The sequence below is a fragment of the Arthrobacter sp. 01T419 genome (assembly GCF_056398865.1).
The window spans coordinates 126,773-150,243 of the sequence record NZ_JBFTQF010000006.1; the positions used below are offsets into that span (position 1 = coordinate 126,773).

General features: G+C 63.8%; 23 protein-coding genes and 2 riboswitches. Of the genes, 15 read left to right on the forward strand and 8 right to left on the reverse strand.

Going from position 1 to position 23,471, the window contains the following annotated elements; translation table 11 throughout:
* Positions 1 to 43: 43 nt before the first annotated feature.
* From AC1DLO_RS11915 to AC1DLO_RS11935, 5 genes are all read left to right on the forward strand, one after another.
* Positions 44 to 664, forward strand: coding sequence for a LytR C-terminal domain-containing protein (locus tag AC1DLO_RS11915; RefSeq protein ID WP_476890084.1), 621 nt, complete (start codon positions 44 to 46; stop codon positions 662 to 664).
* A gap of 138 nt (positions 665 to 802) precedes the next feature.
* Entirely contained in the window at positions 803 to 1,006 is a 204-nt protein-coding gene (locus AC1DLO_RS11920; protein ID WP_234751546.1) for a cold-shock protein, read from the forward strand.
* Between the two features lie 140 nt (positions 1,007 to 1,146).
* A complete protein-coding gene (locus tag AC1DLO_RS11925; RefSeq protein WP_476890085.1) occupies positions 1,147 to 2,415 on the forward strand; it encodes an ABC transporter substrate-binding protein in 1,269 nt (422 codons plus the stop codon).
* A 296-nt stretch (positions 2,416 to 2,711) separates the two neighbouring features.
* Positions 2,712 to 4,340, forward strand: a complete 1,629-nt coding sequence (gene groL / locus AC1DLO_RS11930; protein WP_184737888.1) for a chaperonin GroEL — start codon at positions 2,712 to 2,714, stop codon at positions 4,338 to 4,340.
* A 317-nt stretch (positions 4,341 to 4,657) separates the two neighbouring features.
* On the forward strand, positions 4,658 to 5,761 hold the full coding sequence (locus AC1DLO_RS11935; RefSeq protein ID WP_476890086.1) for an RNase H family protein: 1,104 nt from the start codon (positions 4,658 to 4,660) through the stop codon (positions 5,759 to 5,761).
* Positions 5,762 to 5,867: 106 nt separating this feature from the next.
* Here the strand turns inward: AC1DLO_RS11935 and AC1DLO_RS11940 are convergent, their stop codons facing one another.
* The 4 genes from AC1DLO_RS11940 to AC1DLO_RS11955 form a co-directional block, all read right to left on the reverse strand.
* Entirely contained in the window at positions 5,868 to 6,158 is a 291-nt protein-coding gene (locus AC1DLO_RS11940; RefSeq protein ID WP_184737884.1) for a WXG100 family type VII secretion target, read from the reverse strand.
* Between the two features lie 188 nt (positions 6,159 to 6,346).
* Entirely contained in the window at positions 6,347 to 7,828 is a 1,482-nt protein-coding gene (locus AC1DLO_RS11945) for a sensor histidine kinase (protein WP_184737882.1), read from the reverse strand.
* A gap of 2 nt (positions 7,829 to 7,830) precedes the next feature.
* Complete coding sequence (locus AC1DLO_RS11950; RefSeq protein ID WP_184737880.1) at positions 7,831 to 8,541, reverse strand: response regulator transcription factor; 711 nt, start codon at positions 8,539 to 8,541, stop codon at positions 7,831 to 7,833.
* Between the two features lie 76 nt (positions 8,542 to 8,617).
* Complete coding sequence (locus AC1DLO_RS11955; protein ID WP_476890087.1) at positions 8,618 to 9,253, reverse strand: LysE/ArgO family amino acid transporter; 636 nt, start codon at positions 9,251 to 9,253, stop codon at positions 8,618 to 8,620.
* A gap of 69 nt (positions 9,254 to 9,322) precedes the next feature.
* On the opposite strand from AC1DLO_RS11955, the gene AC1DLO_RS11960 reads away from it, so the two are divergent.
* Together AC1DLO_RS11960 and AC1DLO_RS11965 are read left to right on the forward strand one after the other, a co-directional pair.
* Entirely contained in the window at positions 9,323 to 10,225 is a 903-nt protein-coding gene (locus AC1DLO_RS11960) for a LysR family transcriptional regulator ArgP (RefSeq protein ID WP_476890088.1), read from the forward strand.
* A gap of 87 nt (positions 10,226 to 10,312) precedes the next feature.
* A complete protein-coding gene (locus tag AC1DLO_RS11965; RefSeq protein WP_476890089.1) occupies positions 10,313 to 10,552 on the forward strand; it encodes a hypothetical protein in 240 nt (79 codons plus the stop codon).
* A gap of 51 nt (positions 10,553 to 10,603) precedes the next feature.
* Here the strand turns inward: AC1DLO_RS11965 and AC1DLO_RS11970 are convergent, their stop codons facing one another.
* The 3 genes from AC1DLO_RS11970 to AC1DLO_RS11980 are packed head-to-tail and all read right to left on the reverse strand — an operon-like array spanning position 10,604 to position 14,985.
* Positions 10,604 to 12,247 (reverse strand): DNA repair helicase XPB, encoded by a 1,644-nt coding sequence (locus AC1DLO_RS11970; RefSeq protein ID WP_476890090.1) that lies wholly within the window; start codon positions 12,245 to 12,247, stop codon positions 10,604 to 10,606.
* A gap of 10 nt (positions 12,248 to 12,257) precedes the next feature.
* Positions 12,258 to 14,720 (reverse strand): helicase-associated domain-containing protein, encoded by a 2,463-nt coding sequence (locus AC1DLO_RS11975; protein ID WP_476890091.1) that lies wholly within the window; start codon positions 14,718 to 14,720, stop codon positions 12,258 to 12,260.
* A gap of 49 nt (positions 14,721 to 14,769) precedes the next feature.
* A complete protein-coding gene (locus AC1DLO_RS11980; protein WP_476890092.1) occupies positions 14,770 to 14,985 on the reverse strand; it encodes a hypothetical protein in 216 nt (71 codons plus the stop codon).
* Positions 14,986 to 15,216: 231 nt separating this feature from the next.
* Here AC1DLO_RS11980 and AC1DLO_RS11985 point away from each other — a divergent pair, with 231 nt between their 5' ends.
* The 3 genes from AC1DLO_RS11985 to AC1DLO_RS11995 are packed head-to-tail and all read left to right on the forward strand — an operon-like array spanning position 15,217 to position 17,577.
* Entirely contained in the window at positions 15,217 to 15,600 is a 384-nt protein-coding gene (locus AC1DLO_RS11985; protein WP_078106274.1) for a cold-shock protein, read from the forward strand.
* Positions 15,601 to 15,607: 7 nt separating this feature from the next.
* A complete protein-coding gene (locus AC1DLO_RS11990) occupies positions 15,608 to 16,189 on the forward strand; it encodes a DUF3027 domain-containing protein (protein ID WP_476890093.1) in 582 nt (193 codons plus the stop codon).
* A gap of 44 nt (positions 16,190 to 16,233) precedes the next feature.
* Positions 16,234 to 17,577, forward strand: a complete 1,344-nt coding sequence (locus AC1DLO_RS11995; protein ID WP_476890094.1) for an MFS transporter — start codon at positions 16,234 to 16,236, stop codon at positions 17,575 to 17,577.
* A gap of 24 nt (positions 17,578 to 17,601) precedes the next feature.
* Here the strand turns inward: AC1DLO_RS11995 and serC are convergent, their stop codons facing one another.
* Positions 17,602 to 18,732, reverse strand: coding sequence for a phosphoserine transaminase (gene serC, locus AC1DLO_RS12000; RefSeq protein WP_476890095.1), 1,131 nt, complete (start codon positions 18,730 to 18,732; stop codon positions 17,602 to 17,604).
* 315 nt (positions 18,733 to 19,047) lie between these two features.
* On the opposite strand from serC, the gene AC1DLO_RS12005 reads away from it, so the two are divergent.
* From AC1DLO_RS12005 to mobA, 5 genes are all read left to right on the forward strand, one after another.
* Positions 19,048 to 19,743: an iron-dependent transcriptional repressor DtxR gene (locus AC1DLO_RS12005; RefSeq protein WP_476890096.1), complete on the forward strand. Its 696-nt coding sequence runs from the start codon at positions 19,048 to 19,050 to the stop codon at positions 19,741 to 19,743.
* 124 nt (positions 19,744 to 19,867) lie between these two features.
* Positions 19,868 to 20,079, forward strand: a riboswitch (cyclic di-AMP (ydaO/yuaA leader).
* A 2-nt stretch (positions 20,080 to 20,081) separates the two neighbouring features.
* Positions 20,082 to 20,903 carry a M23 family metallopeptidase gene (locus AC1DLO_RS12010; protein ID WP_184737861.1) on the forward strand — a complete coding sequence of 274 codons (822 nt, stop codon included), beginning with the start codon at positions 20,082 to 20,084 and terminating at the stop codon, positions 20,901 to 20,903.
* A 146-nt stretch (positions 20,904 to 21,049) separates the two neighbouring features.
* A riboswitch (cyclic di-AMP (ydaO/yuaA leader) is annotated at positions 21,050 to 21,217 on the forward strand.
* Positions 21,218 to 21,222: 5 nt separating this feature from the next.
* Positions 21,223 to 21,981, forward strand: coding sequence for an NlpC/P60 family protein (locus AC1DLO_RS12015; RefSeq protein ID WP_476890097.1), 759 nt, complete (start codon positions 21,223 to 21,225; stop codon positions 21,979 to 21,981).
* A 333-nt stretch (positions 21,982 to 22,314) separates the two neighbouring features.
* A complete protein-coding gene (locus tag AC1DLO_RS12020; RefSeq protein ID WP_028266173.1) occupies positions 22,315 to 22,815 on the forward strand; it encodes an HNH endonuclease in 501 nt (166 codons plus the stop codon).
* A gap of 37 nt (positions 22,816 to 22,852) precedes the next feature.
* The gene (gene mobA, locus AC1DLO_RS12025; protein WP_476890098.1) at positions 22,853 to 23,470 is read left to right on the forward strand and encodes a molybdenum cofactor guanylyltransferase; all 618 of its coding nucleotides are present in this window, start codon (positions 22,853 to 22,855) and stop codon (positions 23,468 to 23,470) included.
* Position 23,471 lies beyond the last annotated feature (1 nt).

A 23,471-nucleotide genomic window follows, 5' to 3' on the forward strand; every position in this document is an offset into this window, starting at 1 on the left:
CGCTGATCCCCCAGCAAGCAAGCAGCAAGGACAAGGCCCCACCATGACCAAATTTGCCCGGGATGAATTCGACCGCGTCCCGCAGAGCTCATCGCGGCAGGGTGTCCACCGGCTCGTCGCCTCCGCCTCCCGTCCCGCCCTGTGGCCGGTGCTTCTCCTGGGTGGGATTGCGCTGGCTGTGGGCCTCGTTGCGTTCCTTATCCTGCCCAAGCTGGGGTTCACCTCCTCGACGACGCCGCAAGCTGCCGTCACCGCTGACGCTTCCAAGCAAAGCCCCTCGGCATCCGCTCCGGCACAGTCGGCAAGTGCTTCTGCGAGCAGCCCGGCCGCCGGCCAGCCGAGCCCCAGCGACACTCCTTCCAGCACGCCGACGCCCACCACTGCGCCGTTGGACAAGACTGCCGTAGTAGCGGTCTACAACGGCACCACCACCAGCGGCCTGGCTGCCCGGGTGGCCGGCGTCGTGCAAGGCGGCGGCTGGCCGCTGTCCACCGTCGCAAACTGGGGCGGCATGCCTCAGCAGACATCGTCGGTCTTCTACAAGGGCCCCGCCCAGAAGGGCAACGCTGAAGCTCTCGGCAAGCTGTTGGGCATCGCAAACCTTGTGGACAGTGCCGAATTCCAGCAGCCCGTGGTTGTCATCCTGGGGCCGGGATACAAGTAGAACTCGGTTACGCCTCAATAACATTGCAGCCACCCATACCCCAGGTTGCGCTACTGCAACGTGACTGTGGTTACAGTAGTTGTGAGCTGGCCCGGAGATCCCGGAAGCCGGCCACTGCTAGTTGAAAGTGTGGGGATCATGGCTTTGGGAACCGTCAAATGGTTCAACGCCGAAAAGGGCTACGGATTCATTACCGTGGATGAGTCCGGTGACGAGATCTTTGTGCATTGGTCCGCTATCCAGATGGATGGCTTCCGTGCGCTCGAAGAAGGACAACGGGTCGACTTTGAACTGGGCGAGGGCCAGAAAGGCCCGCAGGCAGAAAGCGTGCGGCTTATCTAGTGGGTGTTGCGGCAACAAGGCTGTCCCGGCCCTTTCGAGCGAAGCCCTTTGAAGCAGAGCCCTTTGAAGCAGAGCCCCTTGAAGGGCGCTGGTTTCGGTTAATTTCGCTGGCGGCGCCACTATTCGCAGGGTGTGCAGCCTTGGCCCTGGGCCTCGCCGGATGCTCCGCCCCCATCGGCAACGCCAGGCTCAGCTCCGTTACCGCGAGCGGCGACGGCGTCCTGCGCATCGGCGTGATCCTGGACAATGCCGGTAGTTCCGCCTTCCTCAACGAGTCCGAGTTGGCAGCCGCCAAGTTGGCTGTCAAACAAATCAACGACGCAGGTGGATACAAGGGCCACCCCGTCGAGTTGCTTCCGGCATCGGCGGTCAGTGAAGGCAGCAGCGCTAGCCAAGGGGCCAGCGCAGCGGCCTTCACTGCCGACACTGCGGCGCAAGCCAAGGCGTTGCTTGCCGCACACGCCGACGTCGTGGTGGGGCCCACCGATTCCAGCCATGCGCCCGCCGCTATCGATGTGATGGCTCCCGCCCGGATTCCGCTTATCTCGCCGGCCAACACCGCCTCCGGACTCAGCAGCTACAGGAGTGGCGGATTCTACTTCCGCACCTCGGCCACCGACGCCGCGCAAGGAAGCGTCCTGGCGAAGCTGGCCCACGATGCCGGCGCCAAAAGGCTTTCGGTCCTGCACGAAGCCGGGGACTACGGCACACGCGTCTCCGGAGCGGTCATGGACGCTGCCCGCAACCTCGGAATGGATGCCGTGTCCAACGTGGAATTCGCGGCCGGCAAAGCAGCTCCGGCTGCGGCGAGCATCAAGTCCGGCACGCCGGACGCCGTCGTCGTGGTTGCCCGTGACGGTGCCCAGGGCGCCCTGGCGGAGCTTCTCAACGCGGGGCTGAGTGGCAAGAAGCTGCTCTTGAGCGACGGTGCCATTCGCCAATACGGAACCGCGCTCGGTGCCGGTGGCCTCGACGGTGCGCGCGGAATTCTTCCAGGAGTCTTCCCGAGTGTGGAGTTCCAGGCCGGGCTGACGGGGATCGACCCCAAACTCAAGGACACGACGTACGCAGCTGAAACGTACGACGCCGTCACTCTCGCGGCGCTTGCCGCTGCGGCCGCGAACGACGACGCCGGAGCCTCGATCGCCGCATGGCTCACCACCGTGTCCGGCGGGATCCGTCCGACGTCGGGTGATACGGCGTCGAAAGAACGCACATCCTGTGCGTCATACAAGGATTGCGTCGAGGTGCTGAAGGGGGCCAAGCTCCCGGACTACGACGGTGAGTCCGGAACCATCGGATTCGACGCCAACGGGGACGTTACCTCGTCCAATTACATGGTCTTCACGTACGGTGCTGACAACACGGCGCGGGTGAGCGGCAAGGAGACCGCCTCTCGGACTCCGTGACGGGCTTGTGCCCGTAGCGAATTCCCTTGGCGTGGAGAGCAGTTTCCGGCTCTTCCTGCTTGCACTCTCCTCGGGTGAGTGCTAATTATTGATTAGCACTCTCAAGCGCTGACTGCTAATTCTTCGCGGCTCCGGCCGTATGGAAATAGTGGCGGTGCCTGGGGAACAAAGAAAACCTTGCTGGGGTGAGGTCCGGAGCACGCGGCGTACAGAGGCCGAATGTGAAGGATCGTCCGTCGCGGGCACCGCAGTGAAGGCACCTTCTTAACGACTGTCCCGAAAGGACTACCGCCGTTATGGCCAAGATCATTGCATTTGATGAAGAGGCACGCCGCGGTCTCGAGCGGGGTCTTAACATCCTCGCCGACGCCGTCAAGGTCACCCTCGGCCCGCGTGGACGCAACGTCGTCCTCGAAAAGAAGTGGGGCGCCCCCACGATCACCAACGATGGTGTTTCCATCGCCAAAGAGATCGAACTGGACGACCCGTTCGAGAAGATCGGCGCCGAGCTGGTCAAGGAAGTTGCCAAGAAGACGGATGACGTCGCTGGCGACGGCACCACCACAGCCACCGTTCTGGCCCAGGCCCTGGTCAAGGAAGGCCTGCGCAACGTAGCTGCCGGCGCCGACCCGCTGTCCCTCAAGCGCGGCATCGAGAAGGCTGTTGAGGCAGTCATCCGCGAGCTGCTCGCCTCCGCCAAGGAAATCGAGACCAAGGAAGAGATCGCGGCCACGGCTTCCATCTCCGCCGGCGACTCCGAAATCGGTAACCTCATTGCTGAAGCCCTGGACAAGGTCGGCAAGGAAGGCGTCATCACGGTCGAGGAGTCCAACACCTTCGGCCTCGAGCTTGAGCTCACCGAAGGCATGCGCTTCGACAAGGGTTACATTTCCGCTTACTTCGTCACCGACGCAGAGCGCCAGGAAACGGTCCTCGAAGACCCGTACATCCTGATCGTCAACTCCAAGATCTCCAACGTGAAGGAACTCGTTGCGGTCCTGGAGAAGGTCATGCAGTCCAACAAGCCGCTGCTGATCATCGCCGAAGACATCGAGGGCGAGGCCCTGGCCACCCTGATCGTCAACAAGATCCGTGGCACCTTCAAGTCCGTTGCCGTCAAGGCTCCGGGCTTCGGTGACCGCCGCAAGGCACAGCTCGCCGACATCGCCATCCTCACCGGCGGCCAGGTCATCTCCTCTGAGGTCGGCCTCAGCCTCGAGAACGCAACCCTCGAACTGCTCGGCAACGCCCGCAAGGTTGTTGTCACCAAGGACGAGACCACCATCGTCGAAGGTGCCGGCGACGCCGACGCCATCGCCGGTCGTGTTGCACAGATCCGTGCCGAGATCGAGAACTCCGACTCCGACTACGACCGCGAGAAGCTGCAGGAACGTCTGGCCAAGCTCGCCGGCGGCGTTGCAGTCATCAAGGCCGGTGCCGCAACCGAAGTTGAGCTCAAGGAACGCAAGCACCGCATTGAGGACGCAGTCCGCAACGCGAAGGCTGCTGTTGAAGAAGGCATTGTCGCCGGTGGTGGCGTTGCCCTCATCCAGGCCGGTGCCAAGGCATTTGCCAACCTGCAGCTTGAAGGCGACGAAGCAACGGGCGCCAACATCGTCCGCGTTGCCATCGACGCTCCGCTCAAGCAGATCGCTTACAACGCTGGCCTCGAGCCGGGCGTTGTCATCGACAAGGTCCGCGGCCTGCCGTCGGGCCACGGCCTGAACGCTGCAACCGGCGTTTACGAGGACCTGCTGGCTGCCGGCGTCAACGACCCCGTAAAGGTCACCCGCTCGGCTCTCCAGAACGCTGCCTCCATCGCTGGTCTGTTCCTGACCACCGAGGCCGTTGTTGCCGACAAGCCGGAGAAGAACGCTCCGGCCATGGGTGGCGGCGACGACATGGGCGGCATGGGCGGCTTCTAAGCCCCCGCGCTAGCTCACTAGCCACACGTACGACGGCGGTTCCCACTTCAGGTGGGGGCCGCCGTCGGCGTTTAACACGCTCGCTCACGTTTGTCGGGTTTGGGGCCGTCGCTCGCTCACGTTTGTCGGGTTTTGGGCCGTCGCTCGCTCACCTCTGGTGCAGGAGGGTTTGGGAATTGGGCGCTAAACCTGCAGGAGGGTTTGGAGTTTCGGGCCCATATGTGAGCGAGCGTCGTGGGGGAGGGGTGTGACTGGGGCGCGGGGGCCTGAGAGCTTTGAGGTCTGGAGTGTCGGGGTGGTCTGGCAGGATGGAAACCATGACGATTATTGCTGCCGCCGATGGTTCTGCCCTCGGCAATCCCGGGCCCGCTGGTTGGGCCTGGTACGTGAACGACTCTTGTTGGAGGGCTGGCGGGTGGCCGCACGGAACCAACAACCAGGGCGAACTCATGGCGGTGCTGGACCTCTTCCGATCCACGGCACACGTTCCCCACGAAGAGCTGAAGATCCTCTGCGACAGTCAGTACGTCATCAACTGCATCACCAAATGGATGCCGGGCTGGAAGCGCAAGGGATGGCGAAAAGCCGACGGAAAGCCCGTCTTGAATGTCGATCTGCTCAAGGAGATCGACCAAGCCATCATCGGCCGCAAGTACACGTTTGAGTGGGTCAAGGGCCATGCGGGCCACGACCTCAACGAGGCTGCCGACGATCGCGCCCGTGCCGTCGCCACGGCATTCCAGCAAGGAACTGCCGCTCCCGGCGGACCAGGTTATCCGGGAGCCGGCGAAGCCGCACGGCCCATGCCCCTTGACGGCTCTGCCCGCCAGACCGGGCCCTCGGCTCGCGCAGTACCCGTGGAAGCGCCCTTCCTTTTTGACACCGCCGACGAAGATGCTAACGCCGACGAAGATGCTGATGCGTCGGACGAAGACCTCACGCTGTTTGGCGGTCAGGACCTTTCCAGCGAGCCCGCGCCAAGTACTGGGCGGGAGGCGTTCACAGAACAAGACACCTTCATCGAGCCCACGCTGTTCGCAGAGTATGAAGAGACTGCAAGCCTTGGACAGAGTGGCGGGCGCTCAGACGAGGACACCGTTGTTCTCCTTGAGAAGGAGCTCCTGAGGCCTGATGTCAGGGGGGATCTTGGACGTACGGGGATGCTGCTTCACCCGGATTTCACGGAGATTGGTAGCTCCGGGCGTGTTTGGTCCCGCGACGAGCTCATGATGGCGTTGGAAGATAACCCAGGGGAAACCGCCGACGTAGAGGTCATTTCCGCGGATCGCATCTCAAGCAACACCATGCTGCTCAGTTATAGGAGCCATGGGCGAACCGGCTCGGCACTGAGGACTTCGATCTGGTTGTTCGACGAGGGCCGGTGGCGCTTGCGGTTCCACCAGTCGACGCCGGAGAAATAGCGCCGGAGCATCGGCGCCGAAGAATCACCCCCAGCACTGGGTGGTTGTCGGTCCGGAATCCGGCAGGGAAGCGCACGCGCCGCCCCACCGGACACCCGCACGGGACCTAGTAGGTGAACCGCTGGGTGTTGCCTTGTTCGGCCTGCAGGTAAGTCGACGCGGCGGAGGACAGCGCCAGGTTGATGGATGCGAGCGAGGCCTCCACCTTGTTCTGGGTCAACGTCCACTCCGAGACGAGGGCCTGGAAATTGTTGGCCGCCGATCCCTTCCACGTGGCCTGGAGCTCGTCCAGGCCACGTTTCATCGCCTGGACGTCGGCGCTGATGCGATCCACGGTGGCCTTGACGTTCGCGGACTTGAGCTGGAGCAGTTCGGTATCGACGGAGATAACGCTCATGGGGCGTTGCCTTTCAACTAAAGGGGGTCCGCAGGCGCGGCTGGCTTTTGTGGTCCACACAGTGAGCCTAGAATCCGCCAAACGGCACTGCCAGAGCCGAACCTGCCTATGTGGATAACTCGCCACGGCAGCCCAGAATCCGCGGCAGCCCACAATGCCCCCACCCTGAATGCTGCGCCCGACGAGCGCTAGTCGGAGATTTCCACCTCAGTAACGCTCGCGTCCTCAGGCACCTCGGACACGTCGTTTTGGAATGGGAGGCTGACAACCAGGGTGGCCCCGCCGCCGTCGGTCTCTTCGACCCGGACCGTACCGCCATGGGAGCCCACGATGGCGGCCACAATGGCGAGCCCGAGGCCGCTGCCGCCGGTCTCCCGAGTGCGCGAGGTATCCGCCCTGTAGAAGCGCTCGAAAATCCGGGGCAGTTCCTCGGCCGGAATGCCACTGCCGTGGTCCCGCACCTCAAGAACAGAGAACAGACCGGTCGGAGTGTTCCGAACTCCGACGGCGAGCTCAATCGGCGTTCCTTCGGGTGTGTATCGCAAGGCATTGCCCACCAGGTTTCCCAGGACCTGCCGAAGCTTGGCCTCGTCGCCCTGGACCGGGGCAGGCGCCGCCGCCCCGCCGTCGAGCCCTGTCAGCGAGATCTTCCGCTCGCCGGACGTCGCAAGGGAGTCGACGACGGCGTCGTTCGCCAACAGCTGCAGGTCCACAGGTTTGAGCTGGAGAGGCCTTTGTTCGTCCAGACGGGCAAGTAGGAGGAGGTCTTCCACCATGGATCCCATGCGCTTCGCTTCGCTCTCGATCCTGCCCATGGCGGTGCCCACATCTTCCGGCGTCGCAAGGGCTCCGTGCCGGTAGAGCTCGGAGAAGCCGCGGATAGTGACCAACGGGGTTCGCAGTTCGTGTGAGGCGTCGGCGGCAAATCGCCGCATCCTGGCCTCGGAAGCTGCCCGTGCCGCGAAGGAGGACTCGATGTGGGCGAGCATGGCGTTGAGGGAGCCACCCAGGCGTCCGACTTCGGTAACCGGGTTTTCGATCTCTACGCGGCGGGAGAGATCACCCGCCGCGATGGCGGCGGCCGTCTTTTCCACGCGGGCGAGGGGACGGAAGGAACGCGCAACGGTCCAAGTGGCAATGAAGAACGCGAGCACCAGGGTCAAGAGTCCGACGCCGACCACCACGAGGGTGGCGTGTTCCATGACCTTATCCACGGGAGACAGGGGCAGCCCCACGATCACCACAGCGTTTTGCCCCGTCCGGTTGTCGACCACATTGACCGCTACGACACGCCAATTGCCGCCGGCCGTGCCGCCCACCTGGAAGGGTGCGTAGTTGCGGTCCTTGGCCTCGACGGGCGTGATATTGGCGATGCTCGGCCGGTCGCTCTTGCTGCCGCCGAACGGATAGGGTGGCTGACCCTGCACGTACAGCGTCAGTGAGTAGTCAGTGGGCACGGCGGGGCTGCCCTCGGACAGGTTGGCGAACGATTGCTGCTGCTGGGCGATCTGGACGGCGGCCTTGAGTTTGTCATCCACTTGCCCTTGGAGGTAGCTCTTGACGAGCGTCAGCGTCCCCGCGCCCGTGGCGGCCAGGGCAAGGAGCAACAGCCCCATGATGATGGCGACCAGCTGCGACCTGAGGGAGGCCGACTTCCAACGGTTAAACAAGGTCAGCGCTTCTCGGCCGTCCGCAGTACGTAACCCACGCCACGCTTGGTCTGGATCAAGGCGGCGGCGTCCGGGTCAATGTCCACCTTGCGGCGGAGATAGGAAATGTAGGACTCCACGATGGAGGCGTCACCGTTGAAGTCGTACTCCCAGACGTGGTCCAGGATTTGTGCCTTGGATAGCACCCGGTTGGGGTTCAGCATGAGGTAGCGCAGCAGCTTGAACTCGGTGGGCGACAGCTCGATGATGGTGCCGCCGCGGCGGACCTCGTGGGCGTCGTCGTCGAGCTCCAGGTCATCGACGCGGATGACCGCGTCGTCGTCTTCCATGGGCTGGGTGCGGCGCAGCACGGCGCGGATACGCGCCACCACTTCATCCAGGCTGAAAGGCTTGGTGACGTAGTCGTCGCCTCCCACGGTCAGGCCTGTGACCTTGTCTTCCGTATCGTCCTTGGCGGTCAGGAACAGGACAGGGAAGTGCTTACCCGCGGCACGGAGGCGGCGGGTGACAGTGAACCCGTCCATGTCGGGGAGCATGACGTCCAGGACCGCGAGGTCCGGGGAGTGGAGATCCGCGGCTGCGAGGGCTTCGCGGCCGTTCGATGCCGCAACGACCTCAAAGCCAGCAAAGCGCAGCGAGGTGGAGAGCAGCTCACGGATGTTGGGTTCGTCGTCGACGACGAGGAGCTTGGCTTCGGGGCCGTTCTTTTTCATGCATTCATGATGCTCCCAGTTTCTGGGAGTTTACTGGATGCTTGTTGTGAGAATTACCGGGGTGTCGTGGTCCCGGCTAGCTGCCGAGAGCCAGCCCGACGCCGAGTCCCACCATGGTGAGGGCGATCCCGCCGTCCAGGATCCGCCATGACGCCGGGCGCGCGAAGAAGCCGCGCAACAGTTTCGCACCGAACCCGAGCGAACAGAACCACAGAATGCTACCCAACATGGCTCCGGCGCCGAACCACCATTGCAAGCCGTCGGCTTGCGCGTTCGCCACGGACCCCAGAAGCAGCACCGTATCCAGATAGACATGGGGATTGAGCCAGGTAAGTGCCAGGACGGTGACCAACGCTGGCGCCAGTCCGCTTCGACCGGCGCCCGAAGGCCCAGGCTCCGCGGAGACGAGCGCTTGTGGCTTGAGGATTCGCCGTGCCGCCATCACGCCGTACGTGACCAGGAATGCCGCACCGACATAGCGGAGAACGACGACGGCGGCAGGCGCCGCGGCGAGCAGGGCACCCGTGCCGAGTACCCCCGCTGCGATGAGCACGGCGTCGGAAATGGCGCACACGGCAACGATTGGCCCAACGTGCTCTCCACGGATTCCTTGCCGGAGGACGAAGGCATTTTGCGCGCCGATGGCGACAATGAGGGCCAGGCCAGTGCCGAGGCCAAGGCCAGCAGCATGAAAGACGTCGGGGAAGTTCATACTTCGAGGCTAGGTTTCGCCGTAGGCATTAGTCCAGCTAAACATTCTTAGGCATCGTAAGATTCTCTTATGTCTAGATTTTCTTCTGAGCAGTTGCACACCTTCGCCGCCGTGCTTACGGAAGGTACGCTCGACGCAGCTGCCCGATTGCTGAACATCACGCCGTCGGCGGTCTCCCAGCGCCTCAAGGCGCTGGAACAAGCATCTGGCAGGGTATTGCTGCAGCGCAGCAATCCGGTCCAGGCCACAGAATCGGGACAAGTGGTGCTCAGGCTGGCGCGACAGCTCGCCCAGCTGGAGGCCGACGCCGAACTCGAGCTAGGCCTGCCAGGCGAATCGCCGATGGTCTCGGTTCCGATTGTGGTCAACGCCGATTCCCTGTCCGTCTGGTTCCTCAAGGCCCTCACCCGGGTCCCTGCAGAGCTGAACGCTGTCTTCGACCTCCACCGGGACGACGAGCAGTATTCCACGTCCATGCTGCGCGCAGGAACGGTGATGGCCGCGGTGACGGCGACCCCCGAGCCGGTACAGGGCTGCCGGGTGGAACCGCTCGGGAGCATGCGATACCGCGCCGTCACCACTCCAGGATTCAGGGCACGGTGGCTTTCCGACGGCGTCGATGTCGCCTCGCTGCGCGCGGCGCCGGCCGTGGACTTCGACCGCAAGGATGAGTACCAGCACCGTTTCCTGGAGCTCTTGGGCGGCGCGGCACGTGGGACGGAACCGGCGGGACCGCGCCACTACGTTCCGTCCAGCCAGGAATTCGCCGAGGCCATTCGCTTGGGGCTCGGATGGGGACTCTTGCCTGAGGCGCAGTGCGGCCCGGACATAGCCAAAGCAGACTTGGTGGAACTCGCGCCGGAGCGGCCGTTGGACGTGCCCTTGTACTGGCAACGGTGGAGGACGCCGTCGCGAATACTCGACGCAGTGACTGAAGCGGTCCGCAGCACCGCCGCGGAAGTGCTGCGCTGAAGCGCGCTTCGGCAACTCGGCCGGCCAAAACCCAACACGCCGCCGGCACAGTCCTAAATTGTCGGAGCCCCGTTTCACACTGGAGCCATGAAGAACGAACAAGCCATGAAGAACGAACAAGCACCGGAACCTCAGCACATCGAATTCCATGTCAGCTATCTGGACGCGGAGTCCGGGCACATCGGGCATGAGGAGTTCGGCGATAGGGCTTCCGCTGAGCGCTTCGCCAACGCGCAGCTCAATGACGAGGAAGCCTGGGCCGTCGTCGACGTCGTTGCGCTGCAACCGGCGCGGCAACAGGAGCGCGCGCAACAGTTGGTTGCCTAGCGCCTAAGTTGCACAGCGCCTAAGTTGCCTAGCGACTAAGCTACGTAACCCCTACCCGGCGGGTACGTCCTTGGCGTCCATGATCCGGTACGCGTAGCCCTGCTCGGCGAGGAAGCGCTGCCGTTTGGCGGCAAAGTCCTGGTCGAGGGTGTCCCTGGCCACCAAGGAATAGAAGCGCGCCGCACGGCCGTCTTGCTTGGGGCGAAGCAGGCGCCCCAACCTCTGCGCCTCTTCCTGCCGGGAACCGAAGGAACCGGATACCTGGATTGCCACGGAGGCCTCAGGTAGGTCGATCGAGAAGTTGGCCACTTTGGACACCACGAGGGTCTTGATGTCACCGGCACGGAAGGCGTCGAACAGCTTCTGCCGCACCTTGACTGTTGTATCGCCTTTGATCACGGGAGCGTCCAAGCGCTCGCCGATCTCATCCAACTGATCGATGTACTGGCCTATCACCAGCAGTTGCTCGCCTTGGTGCAGCGCAACCAGCTGCTCCACCAAGTGGGTCTTGGTCTCCGACGTCGCGCACAATCGGTACTTGTCCGCATCCTCCGCCATCGCGTAGGCCACGCGTTCGTCCCTCGGCAGGTCCACCCGGACCTCCACGCAGTCTGCGGGCGCAATATAGCCCTGGGCCTCAATGTCCTTCCACGGTGCGTCGTAGCGCTTGGGGCCGATCAAGCTGAAGACCTCGCCCTCCCGCCCGTCTTCGCGCACCAAGGTCGCTGTCAGTCCGAGCCGTCGCCGGGCTTGCAGGTCCGCCGTCATCCGGAAGATGGGCGCCGGCAAGAGGTGGACCTCGTCGTAAATGATGAGACCCCAATCGTGCCCGTCCACGAGCTCGAGATGCGGGTAGAGGCCCCCACGCTTGGTGGTCAGCACCTGGTAGGTGGCGATCGTGACTGGCCGGACTTCCTTGACCGCGCCCGAATACTCGCCGATCTCCTCCTCGGTCAACGAGGTCCGCTTGAGGAGTTCGTCTTTCCATTGCCGGGCGGCCACTGTGTTGGTCACCAGGATCAGGGTGGTGGTGGAGCTGGTAGCCATGGCTGCCGCGCCCACCAAGGTCTTGCCCGCACCGCAAGGAAGCACGACGACGCCGCTGCCGCCCGCCCAAAAGTTTTCCGTGGCAAGTTTTTGGTAGGGCCGCAGGTGCCACCCGTCCTCGTTCAAAGCGATCAGGTGCGGAGTGCCGTCCACACAGCCTGCGAGGTCCTCGGCCGGCCACCCGAGCTTGAGCAGCAACTGCTTGAGCTGCCCGCGTTGGGAGGAATGCACCACCACGGTTTCGCCGTCGATCCTCGGCCCCAGCAGTGGTGCGATCTTCTTGGCCCGGATGACTTCCTCAAGCACGGGGTAGTCGGTGGTCCGCATGACCAATCCGTGCTGCGGGTCCTTTTCCAGGCGCAGCCGGCCGTAACGCGACATCGTCTCTTCGATGTCGATCAGCAACGAATGCGGCACCGGGAAACGGGAGTACCGCAGGAGCGTATCGAGGACCTTTTCGGCGTCGAGCCCCGCGGCGCGGGCATTCCACAAACCCAAAGGAGTGAGCCGATAGCTATGGACGTGTTCGGGGGCGCGCTCCAGCTCGGCGAATGCGGCAATCGCATGCCGTGCCTCGGTGGCGAGCTCGTGGTCGACTTCCAGCAGGATGGTTTTGTCGCTCTGTACGATCAGCGGACCGTCGCTCACTATTGCTTCCTCACTTGTGCGGATCCCCCGCAGGTTCCACATCGATGATGCGGTGGATGGACAAGACTCTTTCGGTGTCCCTGGCCGCGTCGAACACCCGGACCCGCCCACCGGACACCGATACGGGAACAACAGTCTCCGTGTTGGAATTCCCCGAGCCGTCCACCACGTTCATGGTGACCGCTTGCTTCAGCCGGATGGCCCTCTGCAGCGTTTCGAGACCCAGTTGCGTTGCCGCTTCGCCGGTCATCCCACCCGAGACCCCGCGATGGCGCCTCAGGACCTCAAGTTGGGCGTCGACGTCGTCGTCCGGCGGGGCAGTGCGGGGCGCCGTGTAAACCGGGCGGGCATTGCCGGCCACCGCCGTCGTCCTCTTATAGCGCACGACGGCGGGCTCGGCCTCCTGCATGGCCGGCGAGAGTCCCAGCTCGCGCAGCACCCTCGCGGTCTCCCGCGGGCTCGCCGCGGAGGTCAGTACCGTGGGTGCGATCTTGACGAGGCAAAGGCTCGCGGCCCCGGGCTCGTGAAGGAGTTCGGCAATGGCGGCCTCGTCGTCGCTTTGGATAAAGCTGGCGCTGCTGGCGACGCGGAGCCGGCCGTGCCGCGAGGCGATGTCCTTGATCAAGTACAGGAGCGGTTGGGGAACGTCAGTGGCGGAGATCGTGCGCAGGAATGCGAGGATGGCCTCCGCGTCTTGGCCGGCGTCGAGCGCACGCCGGATTGAATCTCCGGAGAAGCGGAAGATGGTGGCCGGGCCTTGGCCTTCGGCCTCAGCTATCAGGAGCAGTTTTTCGCTCAGTTCAGGTGCCAGGTATCCCGGGGCGACGGCGGTCAGGTCTGCTTGGAGCAGGACGTGGTTGACCGCGGCAGGCAGGTGTTCGCCGAGGATGCTCAGGGCAAGATCGGGCTGTTCGGTGGCGATGGCGGAGCCTAGCTGGGTGAGGGCGCCTGAACCCATGAGCCCCAGGATTTCCGCCTCGTGCAGGATGCCGCGGACCAGGGAGCTGAACCGACGAGACATGCGGGGCTGGGTCCATTCCGCCCGTTCCATGACAGCCTCCGCGTTGAGCACGGGGGCCTTGCCGTCCGGTGCCTCGACTTCGCGGGTGAGCTCATCAAGGATCTCCAGGATCCGCTTGCGCACCAGCGGGGCGTCAGGGCGTTGGGCTTCGGCCGACAACGCGTTGATGGAAGTTCCCGCAGAACCAGGCCGCGATCCCGTCGTGGCAGGACCGGGGAGCGTCAGGCCCACGAGTGACGGAGCGCGCTCGCTGGCCAGCCAAGCGTTGACCAGCCAGAGCCACTGTTCCTGGCGGGGGAGGGTGAGCCACTCCACCGTGGGCGGCTGGACCCACATGGAACTGTCCACATCGAGGCGCAACAATCCGGACAGGGCGCTGAGCTCAAGGATCAGCGCAGTCTCGGGCAACTCCAATCGGAGGCTATCGGCGAGGCGTCTGAGCTCACGCACGCCCACTCCGCCGCTGCGCAGGGTAACCACCGGCTGCTCCCGGACCGCATGCAGCAGTTCGCCCACCAGACGGAGTACTTCGGCAATGGCACCCATGGCGGCATTCCGGCGCAAGGCGGCACTTGTCTGGCCGAGCTCCGGCACGGGCGGCCTCAAAGTGAAGTGGTCCACGATTGCGCCGCCGCGCAGTGACAAACCCACGCTGTGGGGCAGCTCTACGTGTCCGGCGTCGAGGGGGACAAGCAATCCACGGGCCAAAAGCCAGTCCACCGGACCGACGTCGCGGCCTTCATGGAGCACGGAGGCTTTGCGCTGGGCCTGCGGAACGGCGCCCATGGCCCAGCTACCAAACTTGTTCAAAAGGGGACGGGTCCGTATGGGTGCCTCGGACAAGATGTGCTGCAAATTCTCAGGGGTCGAGGTCCATCGCTGAAGGGCCAACGCCGCGTCCATGGGCGTGGTGGCAGCCAGGACATTGGCGCCGCTCTGGTGAAGTTCGGCAACGAGTTGCACCACGCGCTGGGCGAAGGCCGGTTGCAGCCGTACCAGCTCCGTGTAGCTGCGGCCCAGGCCGGCGGGGTAGATACCGATGACGTCCTTGAGGCTGCCCACCGGCAAGTAGAAGCGCTGCCGGCCGGGGATGTGTACCGTGGCCGGTGGGTCGGCTCGGTGTATGAGAGCCAGTTCTTGGAGCTTGTTCAAGATCGGCTCAAGCGCGGCAAGCGTGGAGCCGTTGATGCATTTTTTCAATCCCGCCGCAGAGACGCTGTGGCCAGTGTCTGCATTGGTGCAGAGATGGAGTGTCTCCAGTACCTGCATTTCGGGCTTGTTGAGACGTTCGAGGGCGCGTTGCACGCTGACGCGTGCGCTCGCCCTCGCGGCCAGTGCCGCGAAGTCCGGGGCGACGGGGGAAATAAGGTCCGGCCGCGCGGCAAACAGGGCCCGCAGCGAATCATCGCTGCGCGCTTCCAGTTCCTTGCTGAGCGCGCGAATAAGGGACATCAGTTCAACGTTACCGCCAGCCGGGCCCGCCGTCGGGCTTTCTGCTGGCTCATTGGCGACGTCGTGCCCATACAGCGTCCACCACCAACGCGGCCATCAAAATGAAGGCGAGCGGCAGGCCATAAAGGGCCATGGATGTCACCCAAACCGGTGCCACGCCCTGGGCAAAAGCAACAGCCATGACGGTGCCTACTGCGGCCAGGGACAGCACGGCGACGACGGCGGCGACAATCATGAGCGGGCGGCGGTAGCCGTGGGGAATCATAGAAGCAACGCTAACAGTCCGCACCGCATGCGCTGTTGCCGGTCTGTGCAGGAACAAAGGCGACGGGAGCTGCTCCGCGTGGTCTCAAAGCGCGAATCCGCGGCCGGGCAGGATAACCTTGAAGCAATAGACCAACACGGACCAGGCAGTTACCCCTATTCCCGCAGTATTCTGCGGATGCGGTGGCGCGCCGGCTGTGTCTCCCAAGCAAGAACGAAGAAGGTTGATTACGTGCCCACCGGCAAGGTCAAGTGGTATGACAAGGACAAAGGCTTCGGATTCCTCGCTGCAGAGGACGGCCAGGAAGTATTTCTGCCCAAATCCGCCCTGCCCGAAGGCGTAGCGGATCTCAAAGCAGGCACCCGGGTTGAATTCGGCGTCGCCGACGGTCGGCGTGGCGCCCAGGCACTGGGCCTCCGCGTGTTGGATAAGTTGCCGTCCATCGCCAAGGCCAAGCGCATGAACGCCCGCGAGCTCGCGCCCGTGGTCCAGGATCTTGTGTCCGTCCTGGACAACCTTTCGGGGACGTTGTCGGCCGGTAAATACCCTGAAGGCGCCAAAGGCAAGGCCATCGCGGCAGCGCTGCGCAAGGTTGCCGACGAGCTGGAAGCCTAAACCAGCCATGACATCGGAATCCGCTGAAGCCAGTCCTGAAGAGAACGGTACCGGTGCCGCTCCAGCAACGGCAGGAACGGCCGATACCGGTGCTGGGCGGAAGCCGGCCACGGCGAAACCTCGCGCCGGCATTCCCGTGTGGCGCGTCGGCAAGCCGGACGCCTTCCTGGCGGCCGCCGTCGACGTCGCCCGCAACGCGGTGGAGACCATTGCCAAGCCGGGCGAAATCGGGCCACATATTGCCGCCCGTTCCGAAGGCGAACGCGTCGTCACGCACCTTTTTGAATCGCGGCTGGCCGGTTACGGCGGATGGCAGTGGTACGCCGTCGTCACCCGCAACTCGCGCTCCAAAATTGTCACGGTCAGCGAGCTCGGCCTGCTGCCGTCCGAGGATTCCATCCTCGCCCCTGAATGGGTGCCTTGGGCAAAGCGCGTCCGTCCGGAGGACGAAGCGGTTCCCGAGGAGCTGGCAGAGGAAGACTTCTCGATCGCGGACAGTTCCGCTGACGAGGACGACGACGCGCCTTCCGACGACGAGGCACCCTCCGAGGAAGACGACGACGAGGCCGACGAAGTCGAGGCTGACTAGCCTTTGGCGGACCCAGCGAGTGAATTGTTTGAAGGTGGAACCTGATGTCCACCTTCAAATCGCTGGGTGTCCTTAACTACCGCATTTGGTTCCTCGGCGCCCTTATTTCCAACATCGGCACATGGATGCAGCGAACCGCCCAGGACTGGCTGGTCTTTGCCCATCTGAGCAACCACGACGCCGGTGCCATGGGCATTACCTTGGCACTCCAACTGGGCCCGCAGCTGTTCCTGGCTCCGTGGGCCGGACTGCTCGCCGACCGCTACAGCCGGCGCAGGCTCCTGGTCATGACGCAATCGGCCATGGCAGTCCTGAGCGCTGGCTTGGGAATCCTGGTGCTGAGTGGCGCAGCGCAGTTGTGGCATGTCTACGTGTTCGCCTTGGTGCTCGGCGTCGTCTCGGCGCTAGACGCCCCGGTTCGCCAGACGTTCGTTTCGGAGCTCGTCAAGGACGACTACCTCTCCAACGCCGTTGCGTTGAACAGCGCCTCGTTCAACGTTGCCCGCATGATCGGTCCAGCCGTGGCCGGCATGTTGACCGTCGCCGTGGGGCCGGGCTGGGTGTTCATGATCAATACGCTGACCTTTGTGGCGATGCTTGGCGCGATCCGCGCGATCCCCCTCTCCTCCCTGCGCGTCCAGCCCCGGGCGGCCGCGGGCAAAGGACGGATCCGTGAAGGGCTCCGCTATGTGCGCAACCGCCCCGACATCATGGTGGTCCTCGTCGCGATCTTCATCATGGGCACGTTCGGCCTGAACTTCGTCCTCTTCATCGCGGCGATGGTTGGCACGGAATTCGGCATGGACGCAGGTGCATTCGGGCTCCTCAACTCGATCATGGCAATCGGCTCAGTCGCGGGAGCGTTGCTGGCCGCCCGGCGCGGCAGGCCACGGATGCGGCTCATCTTCGCCGCGTCCGGCGGGTTCGGCATCGCTAGCGGATTTGCCGCCCTGGCGCCGAACTACACCATGTTTGCCTTGGCCCTGATTCCGTGCGGCCTGTTCGCCTTGACCATGATCACCAGCGCCAACGGCTATGTGCAGTCCACTACCGAACCTGTCATGCGCGGCAGGGTTATGGCGCTGTACATGGCCATTTTCATGGGAGGAACGCCCATCGGGGCACCCTTCGTCGGCTGGGTGTCCAACGTGGCCGGACCCCGCTGGGCCGTTGGCGTGGCAGCGGCTGCCGGTGCCAGCACCGCCGTCGTCGGCATCATCTGGATCATCCGCGCGCGCCAGTTGCGGCTCCGCTTCGACAGTAGCGCCCGCGGATTGCGGTTCTTCCGTATCGAGTCCCAAGGTGCCAGTGGTGTTAACGGGAACGGCGCCGTTAAGAGGGCTGGCGCCGCCCGGGATCCACACCCGGACGACGCCGACAACTCCTGACCGCGGGAACGCCGCGGTGGGCTCCTACTTCTTCAGTTCACCCACTACGAAGTCGATGCTGGCGAGCAGCGCCGAAACATCGTCCGGTTCAATGGCAACGAAGGTAGCGATGCGGAGCTGGTTGCGGCCCAGCTTGCGGTACGGCTCCGTGTCCACGATCCCATTGGCGCGCAGCACCTTCGCAATGGCCGCGGCGTCGATTGAATCATCGAAGTCGATCGTGGCAATGACGTTTGAGCGGTCTTCAGCCTTTGCCACGAACGGGGTGGCGTACTCGGAAGCCTCGGCCCAGTTGTAGATGCGGCCTGCGGAGTCCGCAGTGCGCTTGCTTGCGAAGTCCAAGCCACCGCTCTTGTTGAGCCACTGGACCTGGGCGTCAAGCGTCACCAGGGTCGTCAGCGACGGCGTGTTGTAGGTCTGGTTGAGCTTCGAGTTGTCGATAGCCGTCTGCAGATCAAGGAAATCGGGGATCCAGCGGCCACTTGCCTTGACGCGTGCGGCGCGCTCAAGGGCGGCAGGGGAGAAGAGGCCAAGCCACAGGCCACCGTCGGAGGCAAAGTTCTTCTGCGGTGCGAAGTAGTAGACATCAGCCTCGGCAACGTCCACATCCAGGCCGCCGGCGGCCGAGGTCGCGTCCACCAAGACAAGTGAACCCTCGTCGGCACCCTCAACGCGCTTGACCGGAGCAGCCACACCAGTTGAGGTTTCGTTTTGCGGCCATGCGTAAACGTCCACGCCGGCCTCGGCATGGGAAACCGGGCGCGTGCCGGGCTCGGACTTGATGATGGAGGAGGCTTCCAGGAAAGGCGCTTTGTTGGTGGCCGAGGCGAACTTGGAGCCGAACTCACCAAAGGAGAGGTGCTGTGCCTTCTTCTCCACCAGGCCGAAACTGGCGACGTCCCAGAACGCGGTGGAGCCTCCGACGCCGAGAATCACCTCGTATCCCTCGGGCGCACGGAAGAACTGGCTGAGTCCCTCGCGGACGGATCCCACCAGGTTCTTGACTGGGGCCTGGCGGTGGGAGGTGCCGAGGATTGTTGTTGAGGCAGCGGACAGTGCTTCGATCTGCTCCGGGCGGACCTTGGAGGGCCCGGCGCCGAAGCGGCCGTCCTTGGGCAGCAAATCGGCGGGGATAGTGATGCTGTTGTCGCTCACGGGATGCTCCAATGGTGAAGTAGCGGCCTAGATGGGTCGTGGCAGGTGGCAAGCTGCCCCCTTCGACTCCCCAATTCTGCCTGACTCTGCGGGCGGGGACAGAACTGAACGCTTCATAGTCCGCCACGTGGAAAGCGTTCGTTCCGGTGGGCAGGGGCGGGACGCGAGGGTAGGCCCAAGAATTATCCAGAGTAATTCTAAATAAGCTAAGCTTGGAGCTGGCGCCCGGCCCAGGACGACCGGCGGGTCGACCGCCTGGCCGGCTGCGGTACGGTGGAAAATACGCAAGATACTGCGCTCGAGGAGCTGAGCTGGATGACGGATCTGATCGATACCACTGAGATGTATCTTCGGACCATTTTGGAGCTTGAAGAAGAGAACATTGTGGCTCTTCGCGCACGCATCGCCGAGCGCCTGCGGCACTCTGGTCCCACCGTTTCCCAGACGATCGGGCGGATGGAGCGCGACGGCCTGGTGATTGTTTCCAACGATCGGCACCTTGAGCTGACCGAAACCGGGCGGAAACGTGCCACCGAGGTCATGCGCAAGCACCGTCTCGCCGAGCGGCTCCTGGCCGACGTCATCGGACTGGACTGGGCCTATGTCCACGACGAAGCATGCCGTTGGGAACACGTTATGAGCGAGCGCGTGGAACGGCGGCTCTACGAGCTCCTGGACCATCCCACGGAATCTCCCTATGGCAACCCCATCCCGGGACTCGAAGCATTGGGCGGAGTCGCGTCCCACGCCTTTACGGATGGTGTGGTCAACCTTCTTGAAGCGATGAACGGATACTCACCGGATAACAGGGTCACTGTCAGCCGGTTGGCTGAGCCGATCCAAGTGGAACCGGAGCTGCTGGTGCAGCTGGACGAGGGTGGAATTCGGCCCGGAGCCAGGGTTTCCCTGGAACGGGTGGGGGAGTACATCTCCGTTCGCGTGCCCAATATCGACGGTGCGCTGGAGCTGCCGCCTGAGGTTGCGTCGCACGTGTTCGTCACCGTCGCTTAGCTCGTCTGCCAGGCTCCTGGCCAAGATAACGAAATTATTACTGCGGGGGTTAATCCCCTATAGTTGACTACTGGCGCCGATACCAAAGCGTTACCTGATCCGAAGCCTAGTTCTGCCAACGGATCGGGTGGATTAGTCCATTCATTGGCAGAAGCGGGGGAACCACCAGCGGCGGTCGAAAGACGGCCTTGGGGTGAAGTCCGCAGCGGAAGTGCACAAAGCGCAGAACCCTCTCCGGGGACTCTTCTGTGCTTCGAGGACTTCGTGCGGACCGGGTCCAAGAACTCTCTGACCCGAATCCGACAGCTAACTTCGCAGGCTTGCCAGAGAGGAAAACTTTGACCACGCAGAACACCAGGGGCCGCAGACGCGCGTCCGGTCCTACTGCTGAGCTGCGGACCACGCAAGTCGTTGCGCACGACCGGCCCCGCGATCCGCATCGCGAAGTGCGCCGCCGCAAAGGCCCCTTGCGGCAAATGGCCGATTTCGCCGCCGCGAGCGGTGCGGGACAGAAGGCTGGTGTCGCCCTCGCCGCCACGGGCCTCATCCTGACGGTTGCGATGCCTGGTACGGGCGCATTGACGGCCACTGCGGAATCGAATCAGGCTTCGGCCGCTTTGACGGGGACGCAGCCCGAGATTCCGGCTGCGGCCAGTGCCACGATCGATTTCAGCCGCGCTGCGGTATCCACCACGGCGGATCCTGATAGCAAGCTCAAGCAGCTCTTGAGCGCGCAGTCCGTCGGCAGCATCAAGACGTCGTCCTCCAAAGGGACCCTCGGGGCTCCGTTGGACACTCTGACTACGGCCTCGCCGTTCGGTTACCGCGTGAACCCCATTACGGGAGGCCTGGGGGAGTTCCACCGCGGCCAGGACTTCGTGGCCCAATGTGGCACCCAGGTGCATGCGGCTGCCGCCGGCAAGGTTACTTTCGCGGGCTGGCACCCATATGGCGGTGGAAACCGCATTGTGGTGGACCACGGCAACGGCCTGGAAACCACGTATAACCACTTGTCCTCGTTCAACGTCCAGGTGGGCCAAACGGTCAACCGTGGCGACGTCATCGCATTGAGCGGCACAACTGGCGCCTCGACCGGCTGCCACCTCCATTTTGAAGTCATGGTCAACGGCGATGTCGTTGATCCCTTGGGCTGGCTGTAAGCCAATCCGATGGCCGTCTCTCGCATGCTTGTCACGCTCCGTGACCTGAATGTGACATTCAGCCAAAACTCATGTACCGTCTAACTCGCATCAACTTTTAGAGAGTTGATGCACTCGGGTGGATTGCCTAGCTCTGCCACTGCCCGAGGTTCCGTTCGCAAAACATCGTCTGGCAGAGGCGGGGGACCCACTTTTGGTCATCTTCACCGATGGCCTTGGGGTTAAGTCGCACTTGTTTCCCACGGGAAGCATTGCGGCCGGATGACTCCCATCCGAATCCGACAGCTTACCTCGCGGGCATAGGGAGAGGCCTTTTAACGTGTCTTCACGCTCTACTCTTGCGCGCCACCGCGCCGCGGTCACCAAGACCAACTCGCTTGCCGTCATCGCTAAGACCGTCGGCAGCAATGCCGGTGGCGTGGGCCGTCAGGCAGCAGTTATCGCTGCTGCGTCCGGACTGGTCCTCACTAGCGGTATCGCAGCCAACGCTGCCGAAACCAACGTTCCCCGCGAGTCCACTGCGACCTCCACCCTGGAAGTCCAGTCCATCGCCCAAGCCAGCATTGCGGCCGATTCCTCGGTCGCCATCAAGTACGAGCGCCCGGTGGTTTCCACTGAAGCTGCTCCGGTTGTCGAAGCTCCGGTTGCCGTCCAGGAAGCTGTCGCCGCTCCCAAGGCCGGAACCGCTGCGGGCACCGCAACGCTTTCTGTTTCCGCAGCTGTATCCCCCGCCACGAAGGTTGCCAGCGGCAAGGGCGCGGCAATTGCTGCCGCAGCTTACGCACAGCTCGGCGTTGCCCAGGACTGCACCGCCCTGGCTTCGAACTCCCTGGCTGCCGTTGGCATCAACTTCCACGGCTGGCCGGCAGACTACCTCTCCCTTGGCCGCACGGTCAGCGCTGCTGAAGCGCAGCCGGGTGACTTGGTTTACTACCAGAACGGTGGCATGGGCATGGCTCACATCGCCGTTTACGTCGGGAATGGCATGGCGGTCCACGGCGGCTGGAACGGTGGCACCACTGCCCTGTACAGCGTCAACATCGGCTCCGGCCCGGTCTTCATCCGCGTTGGTGGCTAATAGCTTCGTCTGAATAGTCTTACTGGAACATCCCCGCTGGTCAGCCCGCGGGGATGTTCTGTTTTAACCAGCATGTGCTACCTCACGTCGCCCTACATCACGTCCCCAGGGGTCTGCCGGGGCGAGTCCGGGCGTGCTGTCCTTGGGCGTTTGGAGGTTCCCGCCACATGTCCGGCACATGAACTTTGCCCGACACAGCGCCTGAACCCACCCACGGATTCGTTGATCTGGCCTCTCCGTGTTTACTCTTGTGGTGTCGATCCACAGCCCGTACATGCAGAGGGCAGCCGGCCCTCGCGCCCCTGACGGGTGCGGCCGTGAAGAGGTACGTGCATGCGCACACTCGTTCTGAATGCTGGATATGAACCGCTGGCGGTAGTCACCTTCCGCCGGGCGCTGGTCCTTGTGCTCACCGGAAAAGCGAGCGTAGTGGCCGAAGGCGACGAGCCTGTCGTCGGGCCACAGGAGATTCTCGGACGTCCCTCCGTGATTCTGCTCAATCGCTACATCCGGCCGAGGTACAACACGATCACGGCGGTTACACGTCGCGGCGTCTTGCGCCGCGACGGTCACCGTTGCGCCTACTGCGGGAAAGCAGCCCACACTATTGACCACGTCCACCCCAAATCCAGGGGCGGCGCGGATTCCTGGGAAAACCTGGTGGCGGCGTGCCTACGCTGCAACAACGCCAAGAGTGACCACACACCGGCCGAGATGGGCTGGAAACTGAGGTTCACTCCGGCGGCGCCCACCGGGACTATCTGGCAGATCAAGGAGCTTGAGAAACCTGCGCCCGCATGGGATCCCTTCCTCTTGCCCGAATCGGCGGCCTGAACCGGAACTGAGACTGCTTCCCGGGTAATCTGGGCTGGTGGACTTTGATGCGGTGATCTTGGCGGGTGGCAAGTCCTCCCGCCTCGGTGGCGTGCCAAAAGCCCAGTTGACGTACGACGGCGCTACGCTCCTTGATCGCGCCCTCGCGGCCGCGTACGGGGCCGGGTGTGTCGTCGTCGTCGGGCCGGATCCCGGCGGTTTACCGGAAGGCACATTGACCGCCCGCGAGGACCCGCCGTTCGCCGGACCGGCAGCAGCGATCGAAGCCGGACTCGCCGCGCTAGAGGCGCAAGACCGCCAGAGCCCGTCCACGAAGCACGCGCCCTGGATCCTCGTCATGGCGTGCGATATGCCCCTCGCCGGCGCGGCTGTTCCGGTTCTCCTCCGGGAACTTGCCGGTCGCCAGAACGCGGAAGGAGCCATGGCCGTGTCCGCCGATGGGCGGAAACAGCCGCTGCTCGGAATCTACCGGCTCTCCGCTTTGCAACGGGAAGTGCTGGCCGCGGCAAAACAGGGTGGCCTGGCCAACGCCGCGGTGTTCCGCCTGCTTGCTAGGCTTGATCTGCTGGCCGTACCTGTTCCTGCTGGCTCCACCGATGATGTGGATACCTGGGACGATGCCGCGGCGCTTGGAGTGGACGGCGACCTGCCGTGAC